Origin of the sequence: Flavobacterium sp. B183 (assembly GCF_023539155.1) — a bacterium.
Taxonomy (GTDB): Bacteria; Bacteroidota; Bacteroidia; order Flavobacteriales; family Flavobacteriaceae; genus Flavobacterium; species Flavobacterium tructae.
Window position 1 is genome coordinate 4,426,843 of the sequence record NZ_CP097434.1, and the last position, 16,553, is coordinate 4,443,395.

Below are 16,553 nucleotides of genomic sequence, written 5' to 3' on the forward strand. Positions count from 1 at the left end.
TACGAAAAGTAGATAAGACTACTGCTAAACCCAACTCAAATTCCAGCTATTCAACTCTTTTAGAATTGTAACGTAAAGTACTACTTTTTTTCTTACACTACAAATGTTTTAAATCTCAAGTGGTTTTCAATTTGTTTATGACATAAAAAACAAAAAATATTTTAAAGCTTTAATTCTTATCTCTAGTACTAGATTCAAAAAATAACGCTACTTATTTTTACTGAGAAATTAATTCATTCGTGCTCCAATAGTCTAGTATTTTTTTTATCCTATCTACATAATCCTCATATTTCAAAGGCTTTAAAATGTAGCCCGCAATACCTATTTTATAACACTCCATCACGTCTCTATGATTGTTAGAAGTAGTTAAGATAATTGCTGGTATATATTTTAATACATCATCTGCTTTTAAGATAGATAAAAACTCGATACCGTTTAGTTTAGGCATATTAAGGTCTAAAATAATAACATCTGGTATTATTTCTTTCCTTTTTAATAGATCAACTGCTTCTTCTCCATTATTTGCTTCAATGATTCGATGATTGAGTTCTAAACTTTTTAGTACTCTATTGAATTTCATTACTTCAATTGCATCATCTTCTATTAATAGTATATTCAACGATTTTGCCATTTTATTAATTTTAAAGTTTGATGCATACTTATTCAACTTCAAAGGTATTTTATTCCTTTTAAAGCAAGAGTCTTTTTTAGTTAATTCATAATATAGTGTAGACAACTGCAAAAAAAGTGTCGACGAATGGTATTTTATATGTAATTCATTCATAAAAAATATCCGGAAGCCAGTAAAAAACGACATCTAAAAAGGGATCCTAATACTTCAATCTAATTTTTATCGAATAGCCATTGCATCTGATTTTTAAAATTTCTTATATATAAGTAGAACGTCTGTAACTATATAATAAGTAAACTGAATATTAAAAAAAACAAAAAAAAGGACGATTTCCATTTTTAATATTAATTTATCGACACAAAATCATAATCAACTGTAATTCAAGCATAAAGATTGATTATTGATCGACAACAAACTGCTATTCATCGAAAAAACAAAAAACAATTCTTATAATCGTCTTAGATTTGTGTCAGAATTAAGGAACAAAAAAAATAAAAATTAATAAAATAATTATTTCCAAAAAAAATTTAACAATGTCAGCAGTGATTGCAACTTCGATAGATAATCTATTCGATTTAGTAAACACTCAAAATTAAAACTATTTATCAACAAGAAATGAAGTTTCATTCAAATACCACTGAAAAATGAAAACAGCAATTACTTTAGCAAACACAATTCCTATTGGAATCAAATCTGAGCACTATTTAGTATTCTCCATGATTATTATAACTATTGGAAAAAACCTAGAGCCAAAGATCCCTATCGAAGCAAACACTTTGATTATGATTTTTTTAGCCATTTCATTAATCGGAATAACACTTCAAATTGTTAATAACCGTTTAAAAAAGAAAATTTTATTCGATACATTTCAAAAACGGTATTAGTTACCATAAGTTATAGTATCAAGCAAAGAATTTTTTATAAGTTATTTGAAAAATGACAAACTAAAACTAATTTTTGTTTCATTTTTGCCACTGCCATTACCCTGTTTGCGCCAATATTGTTCCACTATTGCAGTTACTTCCAGAATTACATTGCCATTTATTGTTGTACTTTGCGCTTTTAAAAATCAATTTTGAAATTGCCTACACCTTCAAAAAAGACTTGCTAAGTACCAAAAAATATTACCACCTTTTTTGCCCAAAAAGCTCTGAGCTTTTATCCAAATTAAAATCATTAAAAGGCGATGTAATTCTAGTGAAGTGCTATTTTCTTGCTTCACAAACAAATTTTCGATACTACTTTTATTAAAAGAAAAAGTAAAATGCTTGTTGTAGGCTGATAAAATCTTCCGTCAAAAATTAACAGTTATACTCTTTTGGTAAAACAAAACAAAAGCAAGCACCTTTTTTATTATCTTCTCTATTCTTCAAATAAATAGTACCCACTACTCGATCTACTATGGCTTTTATTGTTGACAAGCCAATACCGGCATTTTTACCATATTTTGAGTTAACTGTTTCAAACAACTCAAATACTTTTAACCAATATTTTTCTGGTATACCTGGCCCATCATCTTCATAAACAAAAGAATAATTAGTTTCATTTTCTGTTAGTGAAATCCAAACATTACATTCTTCTTTGTCGGTATGTTTCGTTGTATTTGATAAAAGATTTTGAATAATTTGAACAAAACCTATTTTTGAATGCCTTATAAAGGTATCGCAATTCCTAAAATTTATATGAGTCGGAATATGTAAAGCACCATTATTAACTATATATTGAATAGTGCTTTCGACATTAAAATCTTCAAAACAAATTTGATCGTTACTAACTTTTGTATATTCTAAGATTCCATTAATTAAGAAATCCATGTATTCATTTCGAGAATAAATTAAATCGATGCAAGCTTCTAATTCTGTGTCTTCAAGGAGTGTTTTATAATCTTCTTTTATAAAAATTAATAATGAATTTATACCTCGTATTGGTACTTTTAAATCATGAGTAAGCCGATAAGCAAATTGGTCCAACTGCACATTTTTTTTAATAATTTCATCATTCAAATCTTCTAAAAATCTATTTTTTTTACGAAGTTCAAATTGCGAAATCACTTGATTGGCCAATGCCTTTAATGATTCTTGTTGGTTCTCTGTAAGACCTTCTCTTGGTTTTGTATCAATAACACAAAGCGTCCCTAAAGAATAACCGTCTTTGGTATTTAACGGAGCGCCTGCATAAAACACTACGTTTGGGGCATTAATTGTTAACGGATTATCATGAAACCTTTCGTCTTTAGTGGCATCCGGAATAATAAATAATTCATCCGGTGTGTTTATTGCATGTGCACAAAAAGCAAAATCCCTTGGAGTTTCGGTTGCATTTAAACCATGATGCGATTTGAACCATTGTCGATTATGATCAACTAAAGTGACCAATGCGATGGGTGTACCACAAATTTGTGCTGCTATTTTGGTTAAGGCATCATACTCATCTTCAGGCAATGTATCTAGTATTTTATAAGCATCTAAGGCTTCGAAACGAAGATGCTCGTTATCAGGTATTTCAGGTTTTTGCATATAACTGAATTTTTATTTTTTTCTATTATAACAAACGTAATTATGTAAGGAAGTTCTATTTCTTTTAACGATAAAAATAACTAATTTTCCTTAATAATATACCTAATTATTTTAAAACTAGCCTACATATAAAATTCAATCTTGTTCAAAGCGAATTTGTTTGTATCAAAATGAGGCTTCATTTTGTTCTTACTATCCCGTTTACCCTAATGCTAATTTAAATATATTAGTTTTTTTTTTCTTACAAATTATCAAAAGGTTTTCTATTTAATCGGATATATATTCCTTCAATAACTCAATTCTACATAAACAGGCAAATGGTCGGATGGATATTTTAAGTCTTTTGAATCACTTAAAACAGCAAATTTTTCTACTTTAAAACCAGTATCTTTAGATATCAAAATATAATCCAGCAATCGTGTTACGGGTTCATTGTGCTTAAAACCGTTAAAAGTTCCAGAAGGACCAAAAGGTAGTGTTTTTGAAACTTCTCTGGTATCTTTCATTTCTTTCTTTAGAAGAAAAATGCCCTCTGATTCAGGCTCTGAATTTAAATCTCCAGTAAAAATGACCGAATAATTTTTATTATTCACTTCTTTAATTTTAGCAAGAATAAGTTTTATACCATTTATTTTTGCCTGTTCACCAACATGATCTAAATGGGTATTGAAAATCCAGAAAAGCTGCTTTGTTTTTAGATCTTTAAACAAAGCATAGGTGCAGACTCTTTTATATGCCGCATCCCAACCCAAAGAAATTTCACCGGGTGTTTCTGAAAGCCAAAATGTGTTATTTAAAAGCATTTTTAAACGCTCTCTATTATAAAAAATAGTAGAGGATTCCCCTTTTCCAACACCTTCTCTTCCTATACCAACAAAACTGTATTGAGCAAGGTTACTTGCAATATCATTTACCTGATTTGGTGCCGCTTCCTGAATTCCAAATACATCGGGCTGATAAAACTGAATTTGGGATGTAAAAAAATCTTTGCGGTGGCTCCAGTCATTATCACCATCAACTGCTAGGTCTACACGAATATTGTAAGTCATTATTTTTAAATTCTGTCCATTGATTTGCATGGCCAAAAGAATCACTATCAAAAATTTTACTTTTCTCATAACTTTATTTTTATTCTGTATTGAATTAATTTATTTTTAAATCTTTAAAATTGATTTCTTATTTTCTATTATTTGCCAATAAAAACGCTGCTCTAATTATAAAGAGCAGCGTTCAAAAAAATAAAAAAACAAAACTAATCAATATGACCTTTTTGCTAATTTGCTAAAAGCCACATTGTCTTATTAATTTCATCATAACCTCCAAATTGACGGTTTAAGGCCTCCATCAACTTTTGACTGTTATAATTCAATTCCGAAGAAGGATATAAATATCTTATAGGCATACTAGTAGGACTATTAACGTTTAGGTTTGTTGTCGGGTCAATATTAAAATCCGGGTATTTATTTCTTCTGTATTCAAAATACGCAGTTTCTGCATCAACTAAAAAATTGAGCAAATATCGCTGCATCCAAACTTGCTTCAATTGCGTAGCTGCATCTGCCGAAAATGCTGCTTCACCGATAAAATAAGTATCAATATCATTTTGCACAATAGGATTTCCATGTGCAAAAGAAGCATCTGTACTCATAAGATTTTTTAAGGCAGCTTTCACTCCATTTTCATAATAAAGCTGTGCATTTGATGCAGTAATCCAGCCTTTAATGCTCGCTTCGGCCAAAATCAGTTCCTGCTCTGCATAGGTAAGCAGCCTTCTTGGATCGCTATTTTGTTTGGTTTGGTATCGCAGGTTTATTTTAGAATATTTGCCACCTGCATAATTAGCGTTCATTAGTCCATAATCTAATGAAGTTTTTACACCAGTATAAGCCATAAAGCTGTTTTGAGCTAATCCTTTTGCAATTTGATCTGCTGAGGGTTCTGCAAAATAAAACAATCTTTTATCGTTTAGTCTTTTTAGATTGTCTACTACAATATCACTTAAAATAGTTCTTCCGGTAAACATATCATTTGTACTGTATAATGGATGAAGGTTTACGGTATTATACTCTAAGCCAAAATAATCAGAATCATCTTGAAGAAGTATATTTTCATTAACTATACTGGCAAATTTCTCTTTAATTTTTAAATCAGCATCACTCTCTTTTGCACTGAGAGTCATTAGAACTTTAAGTTCAAATGCATTGCAGGCTCTTCTCCATCTTTGAGGATTTCCTTTAAAAATGGTTGGATCTCCATCAAAAGTCAAACCTTGTGAGAATTCAAGACGTGCTTGTTCCAATTCACCAAGAATCCCCATAAAAACTTCTTTTTGAGCGTCGTATTTTGGTTTATAATTGCCTTGCAGTCCAAGATTTGCTTCACTGTATGGAATATCTCCCATCTTCATGGTAAGGATATAAAAAGTATACGCTCTTATAAAATGACCTATTCCTTTATATGAGTTTTCTGCCGGGCTGCCTTGAGCAGCAAGTAACATTTTATCAATATCAGGTAAAATGGTCATTTTGTTAAAACTTGAATTGGCTATTAAGTTATATTGAGTTCCTAATTGTCCTTCATTAGCATAACCAACATATTTTGGCAAAGCATTTTCAGAAATATATTCTTTTGAATCAGTGCCTTGATATTTAGCAATACTCAGAATTATATTTGTAGCTAATAGTGAAGCACTTACCTGGGTAGGCGTATTAGGGTTGGTATTGATTTCATCAAAATTACTACAGCCAGAAAACATTAGCATACCTGTAATTGCAACGATTATTTTTTTCATATCAATAATTTTAAATTATGTTTACTTTTAAATTTAGAATTCAAGCTTAATATTGCAACCTACAAAACGCTGTGAAGGATCGCTAAAATTATCAACTCCTCCATCTGGATCAGAATATTTAAAATCTTTTGCCCAAAGGAATAAATTTTGACCTATTGCTGATACTGTAGCATTTTTTGCTTTTATAAAACTATATACTGACTTAGGAACACTATAAGTAAGTGAGACTTCTCTTAATTTCAAAAAAGTAGTGCTGTAAGTATCCGCAGGAGATGAATTACCTCCCCAGGCTGTACCTTTATGAATTCTTTTTACATAGTTCTCATAAGTAACAGGAACATCATTTGAAGCATATTGTCTGGTATCACTGGTAATATTTCCGTAAGCATTATAAGTTACTGCACCTGAAATTACTTTTACTCCATCTCCTACATAATTACTTGTACCGGTAGTAATTATCTTTGTAACGAATATCATTTACAGAGTCAGGATGGTTTCCAGACTGCCACATATACATTTCGGTTGTAGTTTGTGCCAAACCTCCTACCCGTCCATCAACAGAAATATTCAAAGTGAAATTTTTATAACAAAGTGAAGATGTCAGCCCCCAAATCCAATCAGGATCACCATATCCATAAACGGACTCATAAGGAGAATAGACCGGTAGCCCATTTTCATAAATAACAGCACCATTTACACTTTTCTGAAAATCGTTTAAAACAAAAGCATCAACTCTGTTTCCAACTTTTACCCAGGGTCTATCTGCCGAAAATTCTTTGTCCAACTTGGTATAATAGCGTGCATATTTAGACCAGTTTGCCATTACATCCCATTGCCAGTCTGAAGTTTTTATTGGTGTAAAGTTTAGTGTAAGTTCAACTCCTCTTCGGGTAATTTCCTGATCTATATTGATATAATTTGAGCTAAAACCTGATGCACTGCTGACATTGGTAGCGGTTAAAAAGTCGTACATTCTCTTTGAATAATAAGTAAAATCAAATGACAAACGTTTTTTAAACAAATTGGCAGCTGTTCCCATCTCCCATGTACTGGCTGACTCGGGTCTAACTTCGTTTCCACGGATAACATCAGGATAAGATGCCGAGTTTAAACCTCCCCAGGAATTGGTTGTAATATTGTAAACCGAATTAATATCATAAACTCCTGCCGGGGTTTTAGATGAAGTCCAGGAACCGCGAAGTTTCCATAAAGTTAACCAATCAAATTTTGGTAAAACTTCTGAGACTAAAAAACTGCCTGAAACAGATGGATAAAGATAAGAACGTGTAGATTCAGGAAGAGTTGAACTCCAGTCCTTTCGTAAAGTACCTTCAAGAAAAGCCATTCCCTTCCACGATCCGGCAAGTCTTCCATAAAAACTGTTTACCTGTCTTTTATAAACAGAAGAATTCACAACAGCATTAGTAACAGAAGCCTTTAAAGAATAGAACCCAGGAACAGAAAGTCCTCCCTGGCTTCTGGCCTCAATACCTTCGTCCTGTGTATAATAAATAGTTCCTCCAAAAAGACCGTCAATATCAAAATCATTGATCTTTTTATTTCCATTTAAGATAAAATCAGTATTAGAACTATAACCACTTCCTAGGCCTTCATTATAAGATCCTTTTAGAGATTCACCCCAAATCTCAGTCCCGTTAAGAATAACTGTAGAGACACCGGCACCAACCAGAGACCCTTTTGAAACCCTAACTGTCTGTTTGTTATTATAGGTATCAAAACCAGTTCTGACAGTAGCATTAAGCCAGGGCGCTATTTCATAACTTGCCGAAACAAAACCGTTAAAAACATTGCGGTCTAAACTGTGTAATCTTTCAAATCTGTCAAAATAAGGATTATTATTTGTACCGGTATAACTGTTATTTTGCGACTCATTTTTTACAAGCCAGTAATCTTTATATTTTCGTATGTCGTAATCCGGAGATGACCAAACCAGAATATTATACATTGGATCATAGCCTTTATAACCATTAAATCCAATATTTGGCGAACTTTGCTTATTTATCGATATTGAAGATGATAATTTGAATTTATCTACACTAATATCTCCACCTAATGCATAAGTATATTTATCATATTGAGAATTTGGATATTGCCCTTTATTGCTAACCCAGGTTGCAGATGATCTAAGATTCCCGAATTCTCCTTGCTGTGTTACACTTAAGTTATTATTTAAAATGTAACCCTGATCCAGAAAGTTTTTAAAATTATCCTTTCCTACTGGTAAATAAGGCATCGATTTATACGATTTACTAACCGGATCCCACTGAACAACTTCTTGTCCTTCCATTGGTACTCCCCAAGAGCCTGTTCCCTTATACATATTGGTAGTAGCATCTATCTGTCTTCCAAAAGTCGTTTGGGTTTCGGGAATTGCCAGATAACCCGCTGTAAACATCGTACTGCTGTTTAACGATACCGTAAGGCCTTTTTTAGAACTTCCTTTTTTGGTTGTTACAACAATAGCACCGCTGGCGCCACGATAGCCATATAAGGCTGATGCAGTTGCTCCTTTGAGTACGCTTAAAGATTCTATATCATCAGCAGGAATGTCCCTGAGAGTCATGTTTCCATAAGGTACTCCATCAATAACTAATAAGGCACTTTCGCCTCGAATTTCAACAGTAGGGGATTCTGCAAATTCAGTACTGTTTTTTACAAGTAAACCTGATACTTTACCAGTTAATGACGTTGCAACATCTACACCTTTTACCGTTTGTACTGAAGAGCCATCGACTTTTTGTACAGCATATCCAAGAGCCTTTTCTTCTCGTTTAATTCCTAAGGCAGTAATTACTAACTCGTTTAGTGCTTCAGCTTCCTCTTCAAGGGTAATATTGATTGTCCTATCTTTTTCAACTTTTTGTTTAACGGTCTTAAATCCCATATAAACAAAAACTAGTATTTCTCCTTCTCCGGCCTCAATACTGTATTTTCCGTCTAAATCCGTTTGCACCCCTACTGATGTTCCTTCAATCAGAATTGTAGCTCCGGGAATTGGTTTACCTAAATTATCCGTAACTGTACCTGAGATTTTTATTTGCTTTGCGACATTTACTGCCTTTTTACCTTTAGCAGGATTATTCATTTTAAAAGTAATCAAACCATCATTTATCTGATAAGCAACTTTAAATTTAACAGCAGCTTCCTTAAGTAATGCTGCTATTGTTTGTGTTCCTGAACTAAAAGGAACTTGAGTTTTAAGTTTTGCAACCTCATCAGAATAAAGAAGTGAAAAATCAGTTTGACTTTCAATAGCTTTAAATAAAGCTTTGAGTTCATAAACATTTTTTGAAACTGATACTGGAGTAGATTCTGTGCTTTGCGAGGTAAATGCTGACGCAAATGTCACTTGTGTCCATAACGTAACCAAAAAAAAGAAAAGTATATTCTTTTTATTATTGTTTTTATTTGTTACAAGATACATAATTTGAATATATTTGTTTTATGTTAATTATTTGCAATTAATGTGACCCGATGATTGGTGGCCGCCATGTTCGGGTTTTTTTTATATTTTTTGAGTAGTTTTTCAGTTTTGCATAGGCGCTAGTTTTTACAGGGTTTTAGTTTAATTTTTATGGTGTCATTTTTAATTGTGCTATATTCCATATCATTAATGAAACGAATACTGCTTAAGATTTTTTCGATGTCATTGCCTGAGAAATTTCCACTAATAGTATTGCATTGATAAGGTTTTGAATCCAGTTTCAGTACCACATTGTATTTTCTCTGTAGTGTTAGCAATACCTGATCTATCTGAGCGTGATCAAAAAAGATTCTTCCCTCTCTCCATGCCAGGTAATTTGATGATTCGATATTATTAGATCTTATAAAAGCCCCTGAAACATCATCATAACTCACTCTCTGATTTTTAGTGATAATTTCGGATTTAGATGAATGCTGATCTGTAACTTTTACCTTTCCGGAAACAACCGTTACTGACGCAAGACCTTTTTCATAATTGGTTACAATAAATCTGGTTCCCAGAACCTGCGTTTTAAAATGAGCTGAAGAAATTATAAATGGATGTTTTTCTTTGTGTACAACTTCAAAATAAGCTTCTCCTTTTAAAGTAATTTCTCTGGAATCTTCTCCAAAGTGTTCCGGATAAACTATACTGCTTCCTGAGTTTAAATAAACCACTGAGGAATCAGGTAATCGTACATTTTTTTGCTCACCAAATTGTGCAGCAACAGTAATAAAATGATTCGTTTTAAAAATAGAATTAAAAGTAAACAGCAACGTTCCTAAAAGTATAACAGCCGCAACAGATGCCGAAATTCTATAATAATAGGTTTTCTTTTTTCTTTCTAAACGTTCTTCTATTTTAAGCAAAATACGATCTCCCAAAACATTATCAATATTCTGTTCTGTAATACCGTTATATTGAATTTTGTTAAAATAAGTATCTATTATTTTTTTTTCCTTTTCAGAAGATTTCTCTTCACTGTATCTTTTAAAAAGATGCTTGTACTGTTTTTGCATATGACTATTTAATAAGGTCTTTATTATATAGTACACGAAAAGCAGGCAGCACCTATAAAATTTTTAAAGGATTACAATTTGTTAACATTCTTAACAAAAAGCTTGAAAAGAACTCTAGCTAAGAACAAAAAATAAGGATGGCCAATAATTTAATGAAGTAATCATTTTCTGTCTTTAACATTTTTAAAGCCTTATTAATTTGATTTTCAACTGTACTTACTGATATCTTTTTATATTCAGCAATATCTTTAATGCTCAGCTTTTCATAAAATCTAAGATTAAAGATATCAAGGCACTTAGGAGGTAAAATTTCATGTGCCTTTTGTCTGACTTGCTCAACGATCTGCTCTTTTGGAAATTCAAAAAATTCTTCCTCATCTATCAATTGTATAGATTCTTCTAAAACTTGTAATTCAAAAACTGTTAGTTTCTTATATCTAAGCCTTTTAGCGCATTGGTTTCGAACTGCCTGAAACAAATATGCTGTATAATTTTGAATATCAGTATCATTCATTCGTACCCAAAAGTCAATAAATATTTCCTGAATAATATCTTCTGTTGATTCTTTATCACGCAAAATATTAAAAGCAAAAGAATAAAGGGCTTTCCAGTTCTGCTGGTAAACTTTATTGAAAACAGGTTTTTTGTCTAAAAAAGTATTGTATTCTGCGTTCACTACATTAGTTTTAGTTTACTGCAAAACTATATGGCCCTTACCTAACTTTACTATTTATCAATATGATATTTTTATTAAATTTTTAATTAATCAGAAAACAGGCTTGATAACTTAAAAATGATCTTGATAAAGAGGTAAAATGTTATAATAATAAGTTCTATAGAATCTGTAAGCATAAAATATAAGCCTTTAAGTAATTTTAAAATTAAACTATTAATTTACAGAATGATATAAACATAGTTATCCATTATCTAACCTCCTGAATCTTTCTAGGCATATGGATTTTAATCTTTGAGAATGACTTTTTTGTTAAATACTTTTATGACTGCACTTTATTGTATTAAAGATGCTGGACACTCAGATTTGGATCACAAAATTGAATTAATTCCATTCGATAAGTTAGAGTCATTTTAAAAAAAATATTTATATTAAGAAATCTTAAGTTTTTAAAAAGTATAAATGAAGTACTGTTAAAGGAACTACAATTAAAACTAAATGAAAAGACAATTAAATAATTTAAGCTCATGAATTTTTACATCAATCCCCAACGGAACATCCAAACCAAATTCATAAAGCCAATGGAAGAAAGACACTAAATATAGTAAGCTAATCTCTTCAAACCTCCATAAATTTTGTTGAAATTTATCCCGTTCCTGTCACCACACTGCCAAAAGGCGCCAATTGAAGACAATTGACGCCTTTTTTATTATACTTTATAAATTTATTAGTCTAAAGAGCCGCACTATGCTATATTTTATTGCATCAGTATTAAAAGGTGCGTATTTAGTAGTTCTGAAAGATACGTTCCAATGTTTAGATTCTTCATTTATTCTTTGCCGAAAGTACTAATAGCTTTAAGAGAATTGCAGCGTATGATATTAAAAAAAGTGATAATTTACAAAAAATACAACAATTGGCTTCGAATATGCATTTTTCAAAAGATAAAATAGGACCTTTAGGCGGCCCTTAGCCCTGATAACAGTGAAAATCTTTTTGTGCCAGTGTTCTGCGCAAAAGATTGGAACATAAAGCGGTAAGAGCTCCAAATAATAATAATAATAATAATAATAATAATAATAAACCTAAAAAATAATATTATATACAATTGACGATGCTCACCACTCCAAAATAAATTCCGCCAACAACTCTTAACGCCTGATTAACTCAATACTCGATTACTCAAGCCCTGCAGAACGCTCCCGGCTTTTGTACAATCAAAAATAGAAAAACTTTATTTTTTCGACAGCAAAACAAAGATCCCTAAATGTCCGAAAATAGCTATTGCGTGCATTTAAATCGGCATAAGCGCAATGTTGAATCCTAGCATAAACCACAATCACAGCCCTTATCTTCATTATTTCTTCAATATCCCGATAACTTAAAGTAAACCTAACTTTAAAATATACTGCCAGCAGAATAATTGACTGAGGATAACAATGAACTTCGGTATTCATTTTTCGCTAGGTTTAAAATTATAAAGATAAAGTTATCCTAATGCGACAGAACCATTTTTTTCGATTTAAGACATTGTAAAATAAAAAAACAGCGCGAACGGCTGTTTTAATTTTTATGCGATATTACTATAAATCTATGATTTTCTTTAAATGTTAGATAGAATAATTAACCATCAATACATCTGGTATATTATCATAATACATTTTCTTGAGATTAAAATTTTTAGATACTTAAACTTCTTCCACTATCAATAATTTTCCCAGAACCAGCTGTGTGATCATTTAGAAAAATTTGGGCATCATTTTCAGTGTTGCTAAATCAGCATTATCTTTAGAAAGTTATACTTTTAAAATTCCAGAATTAAGGCCTATTATTTTAGAATTTTTATGAAAGTTTAATTTTATATTTTTCTTCTGCTGATGAAGGGCTTATTTTCTGCGTAAACTGTCCAATTTGGAACACTTTTTCAATAAACTCGATCTTTTGATCCAAGGAATTATTTTCATTTTTTAAGTGGACTGCAAAATGGTTTGTTAATTTTTGAATAATTCTGGAACTGATTAAATCCATTTGAACTTCATCAAAATTGATTATTTTCTTTTTTTGAAAAGCAAATTCAGCCGATACAATATCATTTAGTTTCGCTTTCAATGCATGGATGGTTGGCGCACATTTTCGGCCGTTTACCCAGGTATTCAGTTCTAATTTCAGATCATCAATAATAGCTTCTGCAGCTGGAATATGCTGTTTTCTTCTTTCCAGCGTGTCATCAGTAATTTGAGATAAATAATCCAGATGTATTAAAGTTACACCGGGTATTTCTTCTACATTAGTATTTACATTCCGTGGAATGGATAAGTCCAGAATCAATAATGGTTTATGTAAAGCAAGCGATGTTTTGTCAATAGTCGGGTTTTGTGCTCCTGTAGCTACAACCAGCACATCTGCCTGCTGTAGTTCTTCTTTCAAATCGTCGTAATCTTTTACAATAATATTGAGTTTTCCTGCCAATAATTCGGCTTTGTTTTTTGTTCTGTTTATAAGAGTAATATGGCTGTTTTTAGTATGTTTTACTAAGTTTTCACAAGTATTTCTTCCTATTTTTCCTGTTCCGAATAACAAAATATTTTTATTTTCAATATCTGCCACATTTCGTATAATATACTGCACTGATGCAAAAGAAACGGATGTTGCACCAGAAGAAATTTTAGTCTCTGTTTTAACTTTTTTGCTCGCTTGAATAACAGTATTTACCAAACGGTCCAGAAAAGTGTTTACCAAACCTTCTTGTTTACTATGATTAAAAGCGATTTTAATTTGGCTGATAATTTCGAAATCGCCCAGAATCTGACTGTCTAAACCTGTCCCTACCCTAAACATATGATTAACAGCTTCTTCATTCTTATATATATAAGCAGCCTGCTGAAACTCTTCAACAGAACCATTGCTATTTTCGCAAAGCAATTTGATGAGTTCATAAGGATGATGGGCAAAACCATAAATTTCAGTTCTATTACAAGTAGAAGTCACGATTAATGATTCTAAGCCTTCTGCTCTGGCTTGCATCAATAAATCAGATTGTGCTTGAGTATCTAAACTAAATTTTCCTCTAATTTCTGCATCTGCTTTCTTATAGCTTAGCCCTAATGCGTAAAAAGTGGTGGAACTGGACATATTAAAATTTTCCATATTTATGCTTTCCTTAAAAAGTTCAAAAAATTATTACTGACTAATTTATATATAACAACGCTAGAAGGACTTAATATATCGCTGTGGAATAAATTGATTCAAATTGGCAATTTTATATAATTTCCTGCCATTATACATTACATGAGAGTTTCAAAATATTTATATACTGATTCTATAATATTGTAAAGAATCCGGCACCGTAATAGTATTGAAATATAAAACGCTGCCTTTTTCAGGCAGCGTTTTGAGAAGAAAATTATTTTTGAACTATAGGAGTTCTCAATGATTCTAAAACAGCAACTATATCAGTATAAAGCTCTGTATTTGAAGCAACACCATTTGCATTGGCTGCAGCTCCAACATATCCTTCAAATTTTGTATAATCTGCACTGCTGGATTTTGTTCCCATACGAGGGTTTTTTGCAGGATCATGCGCCGCTGACATACTCAAGCCTGAATATGTATTTACAGCATTGGTACCTCCAGTGTTAAATGAAAAGAAATCAGTCAGATTATCTGATAATTTAGCAATATTGGTAGACTGGGTAGTTCCCGTTTCTGCTAATAAAGGAGCAAAATGTGCCTGCAGATTCCCTGAAGCATTCGATTGGATATCAGCAACAATCAATCCGATAGTTGAATTTACCACTTTGCGGAAACTCAAACGTCCCTGCTCAATCATCTGGCCGGAATTATCAGGATCAGAAACCATTTTAGTCCCGCCTAAGCGTTCATAAATTGATGCCTTTACAGGAGGTGCAGGGGTTTCGTCGTCATTACTGCTGCAGGAAATCATAGCTGCAGATGCAGCAAGCAATACACTAAGTGTAAGTTTTGAATAAATTTTCATAAATTTAAGGTATTAAAGGGTTAATTAAAAAAACGATTTATTTTTTGAGATAATTTATAACTCAAGCTATTTTGATTCATTGGGCAGACTTCTTTGTTTGCTAAATTTGCAGGTAGAATATAACGCTTAGCATCATAGTGTCTTTTAGACATCAACTCATTGAAAACTTTCTGTGAGTTTGTAATTTTATTATTGTGGAAATACACCACAACATTTCTTTTAACTATTATAGAGTCAGATGTCAGGCCTTTTATACTTCTTAAATCGGCACAGATTTGTCTGGCCTGCAGAGAATCGATATCTGATTGAAAATCGATTCTGCTTACCTGCAGATTTGGCGTATCATAAACGGGTGGTTTTACTGTTATAATGTGAAAAAGCAAAATGGCAATAAATAGCCCAAATATTCCGCTTAGTATAAAAAGTCCCTTTTTGATTATTTTATTAATTTTCATAATTTTTATGTTTTTAAAATTATCTACGTCTACTTAATCGCTGCGGTTTTAGAAATACTTGCAAATTGATCAATTTAGAATCGTTTTAAATACAGAAATTACCTAATAATTTAATAATAAAGGAGATACTAGAAAACTCTGGCAAGATTAAATCCAAAAAATATATCTCCTTTTCTCCAATCGCCTGTTGTTCTTCCCAGATATCCAGCTTCATCAATTGCCTGTGAACTGGTAAAATGCATCTGGAAAACATGCCCGCCGGTTTCTAAATCAAAACCGATAGACAGCGGGTTTTTATAAAGAGAATTCTGTGCCCTGTTTAAATGCGCTGCATAATCCATATTTAAAGACCAGCGTTTGGCGAATTTATATCTTCCTCCAAAACCTATAGCATATTGAGTATTGCTTTGGTCAACGTCGTCAACAAAATTCTGGTGAAAGAATGACGGCACAATTTCTAAAGACAGCTTTTCAGAAAATTTTCTGGAAATCAGCAGCTGTGCTACATAAGTAAGCCTGTCTTTAAATTCAAGTTTAGGGTACAAGCTTTCTTTTAACGTGTTATTAATAGACAAACTATTGAACCCGGCTATAGTGACGGGAAAACCATCTTTTATTTGAGGTAATAGCATATACTTTGTTGCAAAGTCATATGCAAATTCACTTCTGGCCGCACTTACATTAAGTCCATTTGTCAAACCGTAAATAAATTTAATTTGTGTATTGGCATTATCCAGTCCGTAGAAACCTTCAAAACCATCTTTAATGGATCCGAATCGGTGTGCAACAACAAAATACAAATCACCTTTTGCGGCCAATTTTGTAGACTCAAGATTAACAATTTTCAGGGCTTTGAATGCAGATGTCACTTTTTCTTTTGTAGAAGGAGTTTCTACTCCAGAGAGCAAATCGGTTTGGGAGAAGCTTAACAGCGGAAATAAAAAAAATAATAGAATAAAGTTTTTCATGAGGTTAGTTTTAAATTGT

General features: G+C 32.0%; 13 protein-coding genes. 1 reads left to right on the top strand and 12 read right to left on the bottom strand.

Annotated features, from left to right (window positions below):
* Nucleotides 1–217 precede the first annotated feature (217 nt).
* The gene (locus tag M4I44_RS18300) at nucleotides 218–631 is read right to left on the bottom strand and encodes a response regulator (RefSeq protein ID WP_035625496.1); all 414 of its coding nucleotides are present in this window, start codon (nucleotides 629–631) and stop codon (nucleotides 218–220) included.
* A 644-nt stretch (nucleotides 632–1,275) separates the two neighbouring features.
* On the opposite strand from M4I44_RS18300, the gene M4I44_RS18305 reads away from it, so the two are divergent.
* Nucleotides 1,276–1,515, top strand: a complete 240-nt coding sequence (locus tag M4I44_RS18305; protein ID WP_035625440.1) for a hypothetical protein — start codon at nucleotides 1,276–1,278, stop codon at nucleotides 1,513–1,515.
* A gap of 417 nt (nucleotides 1,516–1,932) precedes the next feature.
* Here the strand turns inward: M4I44_RS18305 and M4I44_RS18310 are convergent, their stop codons facing one another.
* The 11 genes from M4I44_RS18310 to M4I44_RS18360 all read right to left on the bottom strand — a co-directional run bounded on the left by M4I44_RS18310 (nucleotide 1,933) and on the right by M4I44_RS18360 (nucleotide 16,534).
* Nucleotides 1,933–3,147 (bottom strand): ATP-binding protein, encoded by a 1,215-nt coding sequence (locus M4I44_RS18310; protein ID WP_249965673.1) that lies wholly within the window; start codon nucleotides 3,145–3,147, stop codon nucleotides 1,933–1,935.
* A gap of 287 nt (nucleotides 3,148–3,434) precedes the next feature.
* On the bottom strand, nucleotides 3,435–4,265 hold the full coding sequence (locus M4I44_RS18315) for an endonuclease/exonuclease/phosphatase family protein (protein ID WP_035625443.1): 831 nt from the start codon (nucleotides 4,263–4,265) through the stop codon (nucleotides 3,435–3,437).
* Nucleotides 4,266–4,420: 155 nt separating this feature from the next.
* Nucleotides 4,421–5,938 (bottom strand): SusD/RagB family nutrient-binding outer membrane lipoprotein, encoded by a 1,518-nt coding sequence (locus M4I44_RS18320; protein ID WP_035625445.1) that lies wholly within the window; start codon nucleotides 5,936–5,938, stop codon nucleotides 4,421–4,423.
* Nucleotides 5,939–5,971: 33 nt separating this feature from the next.
* Nucleotides 5,972–6,415, bottom strand: coding sequence for a hypothetical protein (locus M4I44_RS18325; protein ID WP_249965674.1), 444 nt, complete (start codon nucleotides 6,413–6,415; stop codon nucleotides 5,972–5,974).
* Nucleotides 6,375–9,383: a SusC/RagA family TonB-linked outer membrane protein gene (locus tag M4I44_RS18330; protein WP_249965675.1), complete on the bottom strand. Its 3,009-nt coding sequence runs from the start codon at nucleotides 9,381–9,383 to the stop codon at nucleotides 6,375–6,377. The genes M4I44_RS18325 and M4I44_RS18330 overlap by 41 nt, the downstream gene beginning before the upstream one ends.
* A 119-nt stretch (nucleotides 9,384–9,502) precedes the next feature.
* Nucleotides 9,503–10,441: a FecR family protein gene (locus tag M4I44_RS18335; RefSeq protein WP_051885885.1), complete on the bottom strand. Its 939-nt coding sequence runs from the start codon at nucleotides 10,439–10,441 to the stop codon at nucleotides 9,503–9,505.
* Nucleotides 10,442–10,559: 118 nt separating this feature from the next.
* Entirely contained in the window at nucleotides 10,560–11,117 is a 558-nt protein-coding gene (locus tag M4I44_RS18340; RefSeq protein ID WP_070905662.1) for an RNA polymerase sigma factor, read from the bottom strand.
* 1,839 nt (nucleotides 11,118–12,956) lie between these two features.
* A complete protein-coding gene (hemA, locus tag M4I44_RS18345) occupies nucleotides 12,957–14,261 on the bottom strand; it encodes a glutamyl-tRNA reductase (RefSeq protein WP_035625447.1) in 1,305 nt (434 codons plus the stop codon).
* Between the two features lie 256 nt (nucleotides 14,262–14,517).
* Nucleotides 14,518–15,111: a hypothetical protein gene (locus M4I44_RS18350; protein WP_035625449.1), complete on the bottom strand. Its 594-nt coding sequence runs from the start codon at nucleotides 15,109–15,111 to the stop codon at nucleotides 14,518–14,520.
* 20 nt (nucleotides 15,112–15,131) lie between these two features.
* The gene (locus tag M4I44_RS18355; protein WP_035625451.1) at nucleotides 15,132–15,566 is read right to left on the bottom strand and encodes a hypothetical protein; all 435 of its coding nucleotides are present in this window, start codon (nucleotides 15,564–15,566) and stop codon (nucleotides 15,132–15,134) included.
* Nucleotides 15,567–15,694: 128 nt separating this feature from the next.
* Nucleotides 15,695–16,534 carry a DUF5777 family beta-barrel protein gene (locus M4I44_RS18360; RefSeq protein WP_035625453.1) on the bottom strand — a complete coding sequence of 280 codons (840 nt, stop codon included), beginning with the start codon at nucleotides 16,532–16,534 and terminating at the stop codon, nucleotides 15,695–15,697.
* Between the last annotated feature and the right edge of the window lie 19 nt (nucleotides 16,535–16,553).

Excerpts from the sequence above, each read along its gene's own strand:
- M4I44_RS18335 (WP_051885885.1), bottom strand. The coding sequence starts at position 10,441 with ATGCAAAAACAGTACAAGCATCTTTTTAAAAGATACAGTGAAGAGAAA.
- M4I44_RS18355 (WP_035625451.1), bottom strand. The coding sequence starts at position 15,566 with ATGAAAATTAATAAAATAATCAAAAAGGGACTTTTTATACTAAGCGGA.
- M4I44_RS18330 (WP_249965675.1), bottom strand. The coding sequence starts at position 9,383 with ATGTATCTTGTAACAAATAAAAACAATAATAAAAAGAATATACTTTTC.
- M4I44_RS18325 (WP_249965674.1), bottom strand. The coding sequence starts at position 6,415 with ATGATATTCGTTACAAAGATAATTACTACCGGTACAAGTAATTATGTA.
- M4I44_RS18305 (WP_035625440.1), top strand. The coding sequence starts at position 1,276 with ATGAAAACAGCAATTACTTTAGCAAACACAATTCCTATTGGAATCAAA.
- M4I44_RS18320 (WP_035625445.1), bottom strand. The coding sequence starts at position 5,938 with ATGAAAAAAATAATCGTTGCAATTACAGGTATGCTAATGTTTTCTGGC.
- M4I44_RS18360 (WP_035625453.1), bottom strand. The coding sequence starts at position 16,534 with ATGAAAAACTTTATTCTATTATTTTTTTTATTTCCGCTGTTAAGCTTC.
- M4I44_RS18315 (WP_035625443.1), bottom strand. The coding sequence starts at position 4,265 with ATGAGAAAAGTAAAATTTTTGATAGTGATTCTTTTGGCCATGCAAATC.
- M4I44_RS18350 (WP_035625449.1), bottom strand. The coding sequence starts at position 15,111 with ATGAAAATTTATTCAAAACTTACACTTAGTGTATTGCTTGCTGCATCT.
- hemA (WP_035625447.1), bottom strand. The coding sequence starts at position 14,261 with ATGGAAAATTTTAATATGTCCAGTTCCACCACTTTTTACGCATTAGGG.
- M4I44_RS18310 (WP_249965673.1), bottom strand. The coding sequence starts at position 3,147 with ATGCAAAAACCTGAAATACCTGATAACGAGCATCTTCGTTTCGAAGCC.
- M4I44_RS18300 (WP_035625496.1), bottom strand. The coding sequence starts at position 631 with ATGGCAAAATCGTTGAATATACTATTAATAGAAGATGATGCAATTGAA.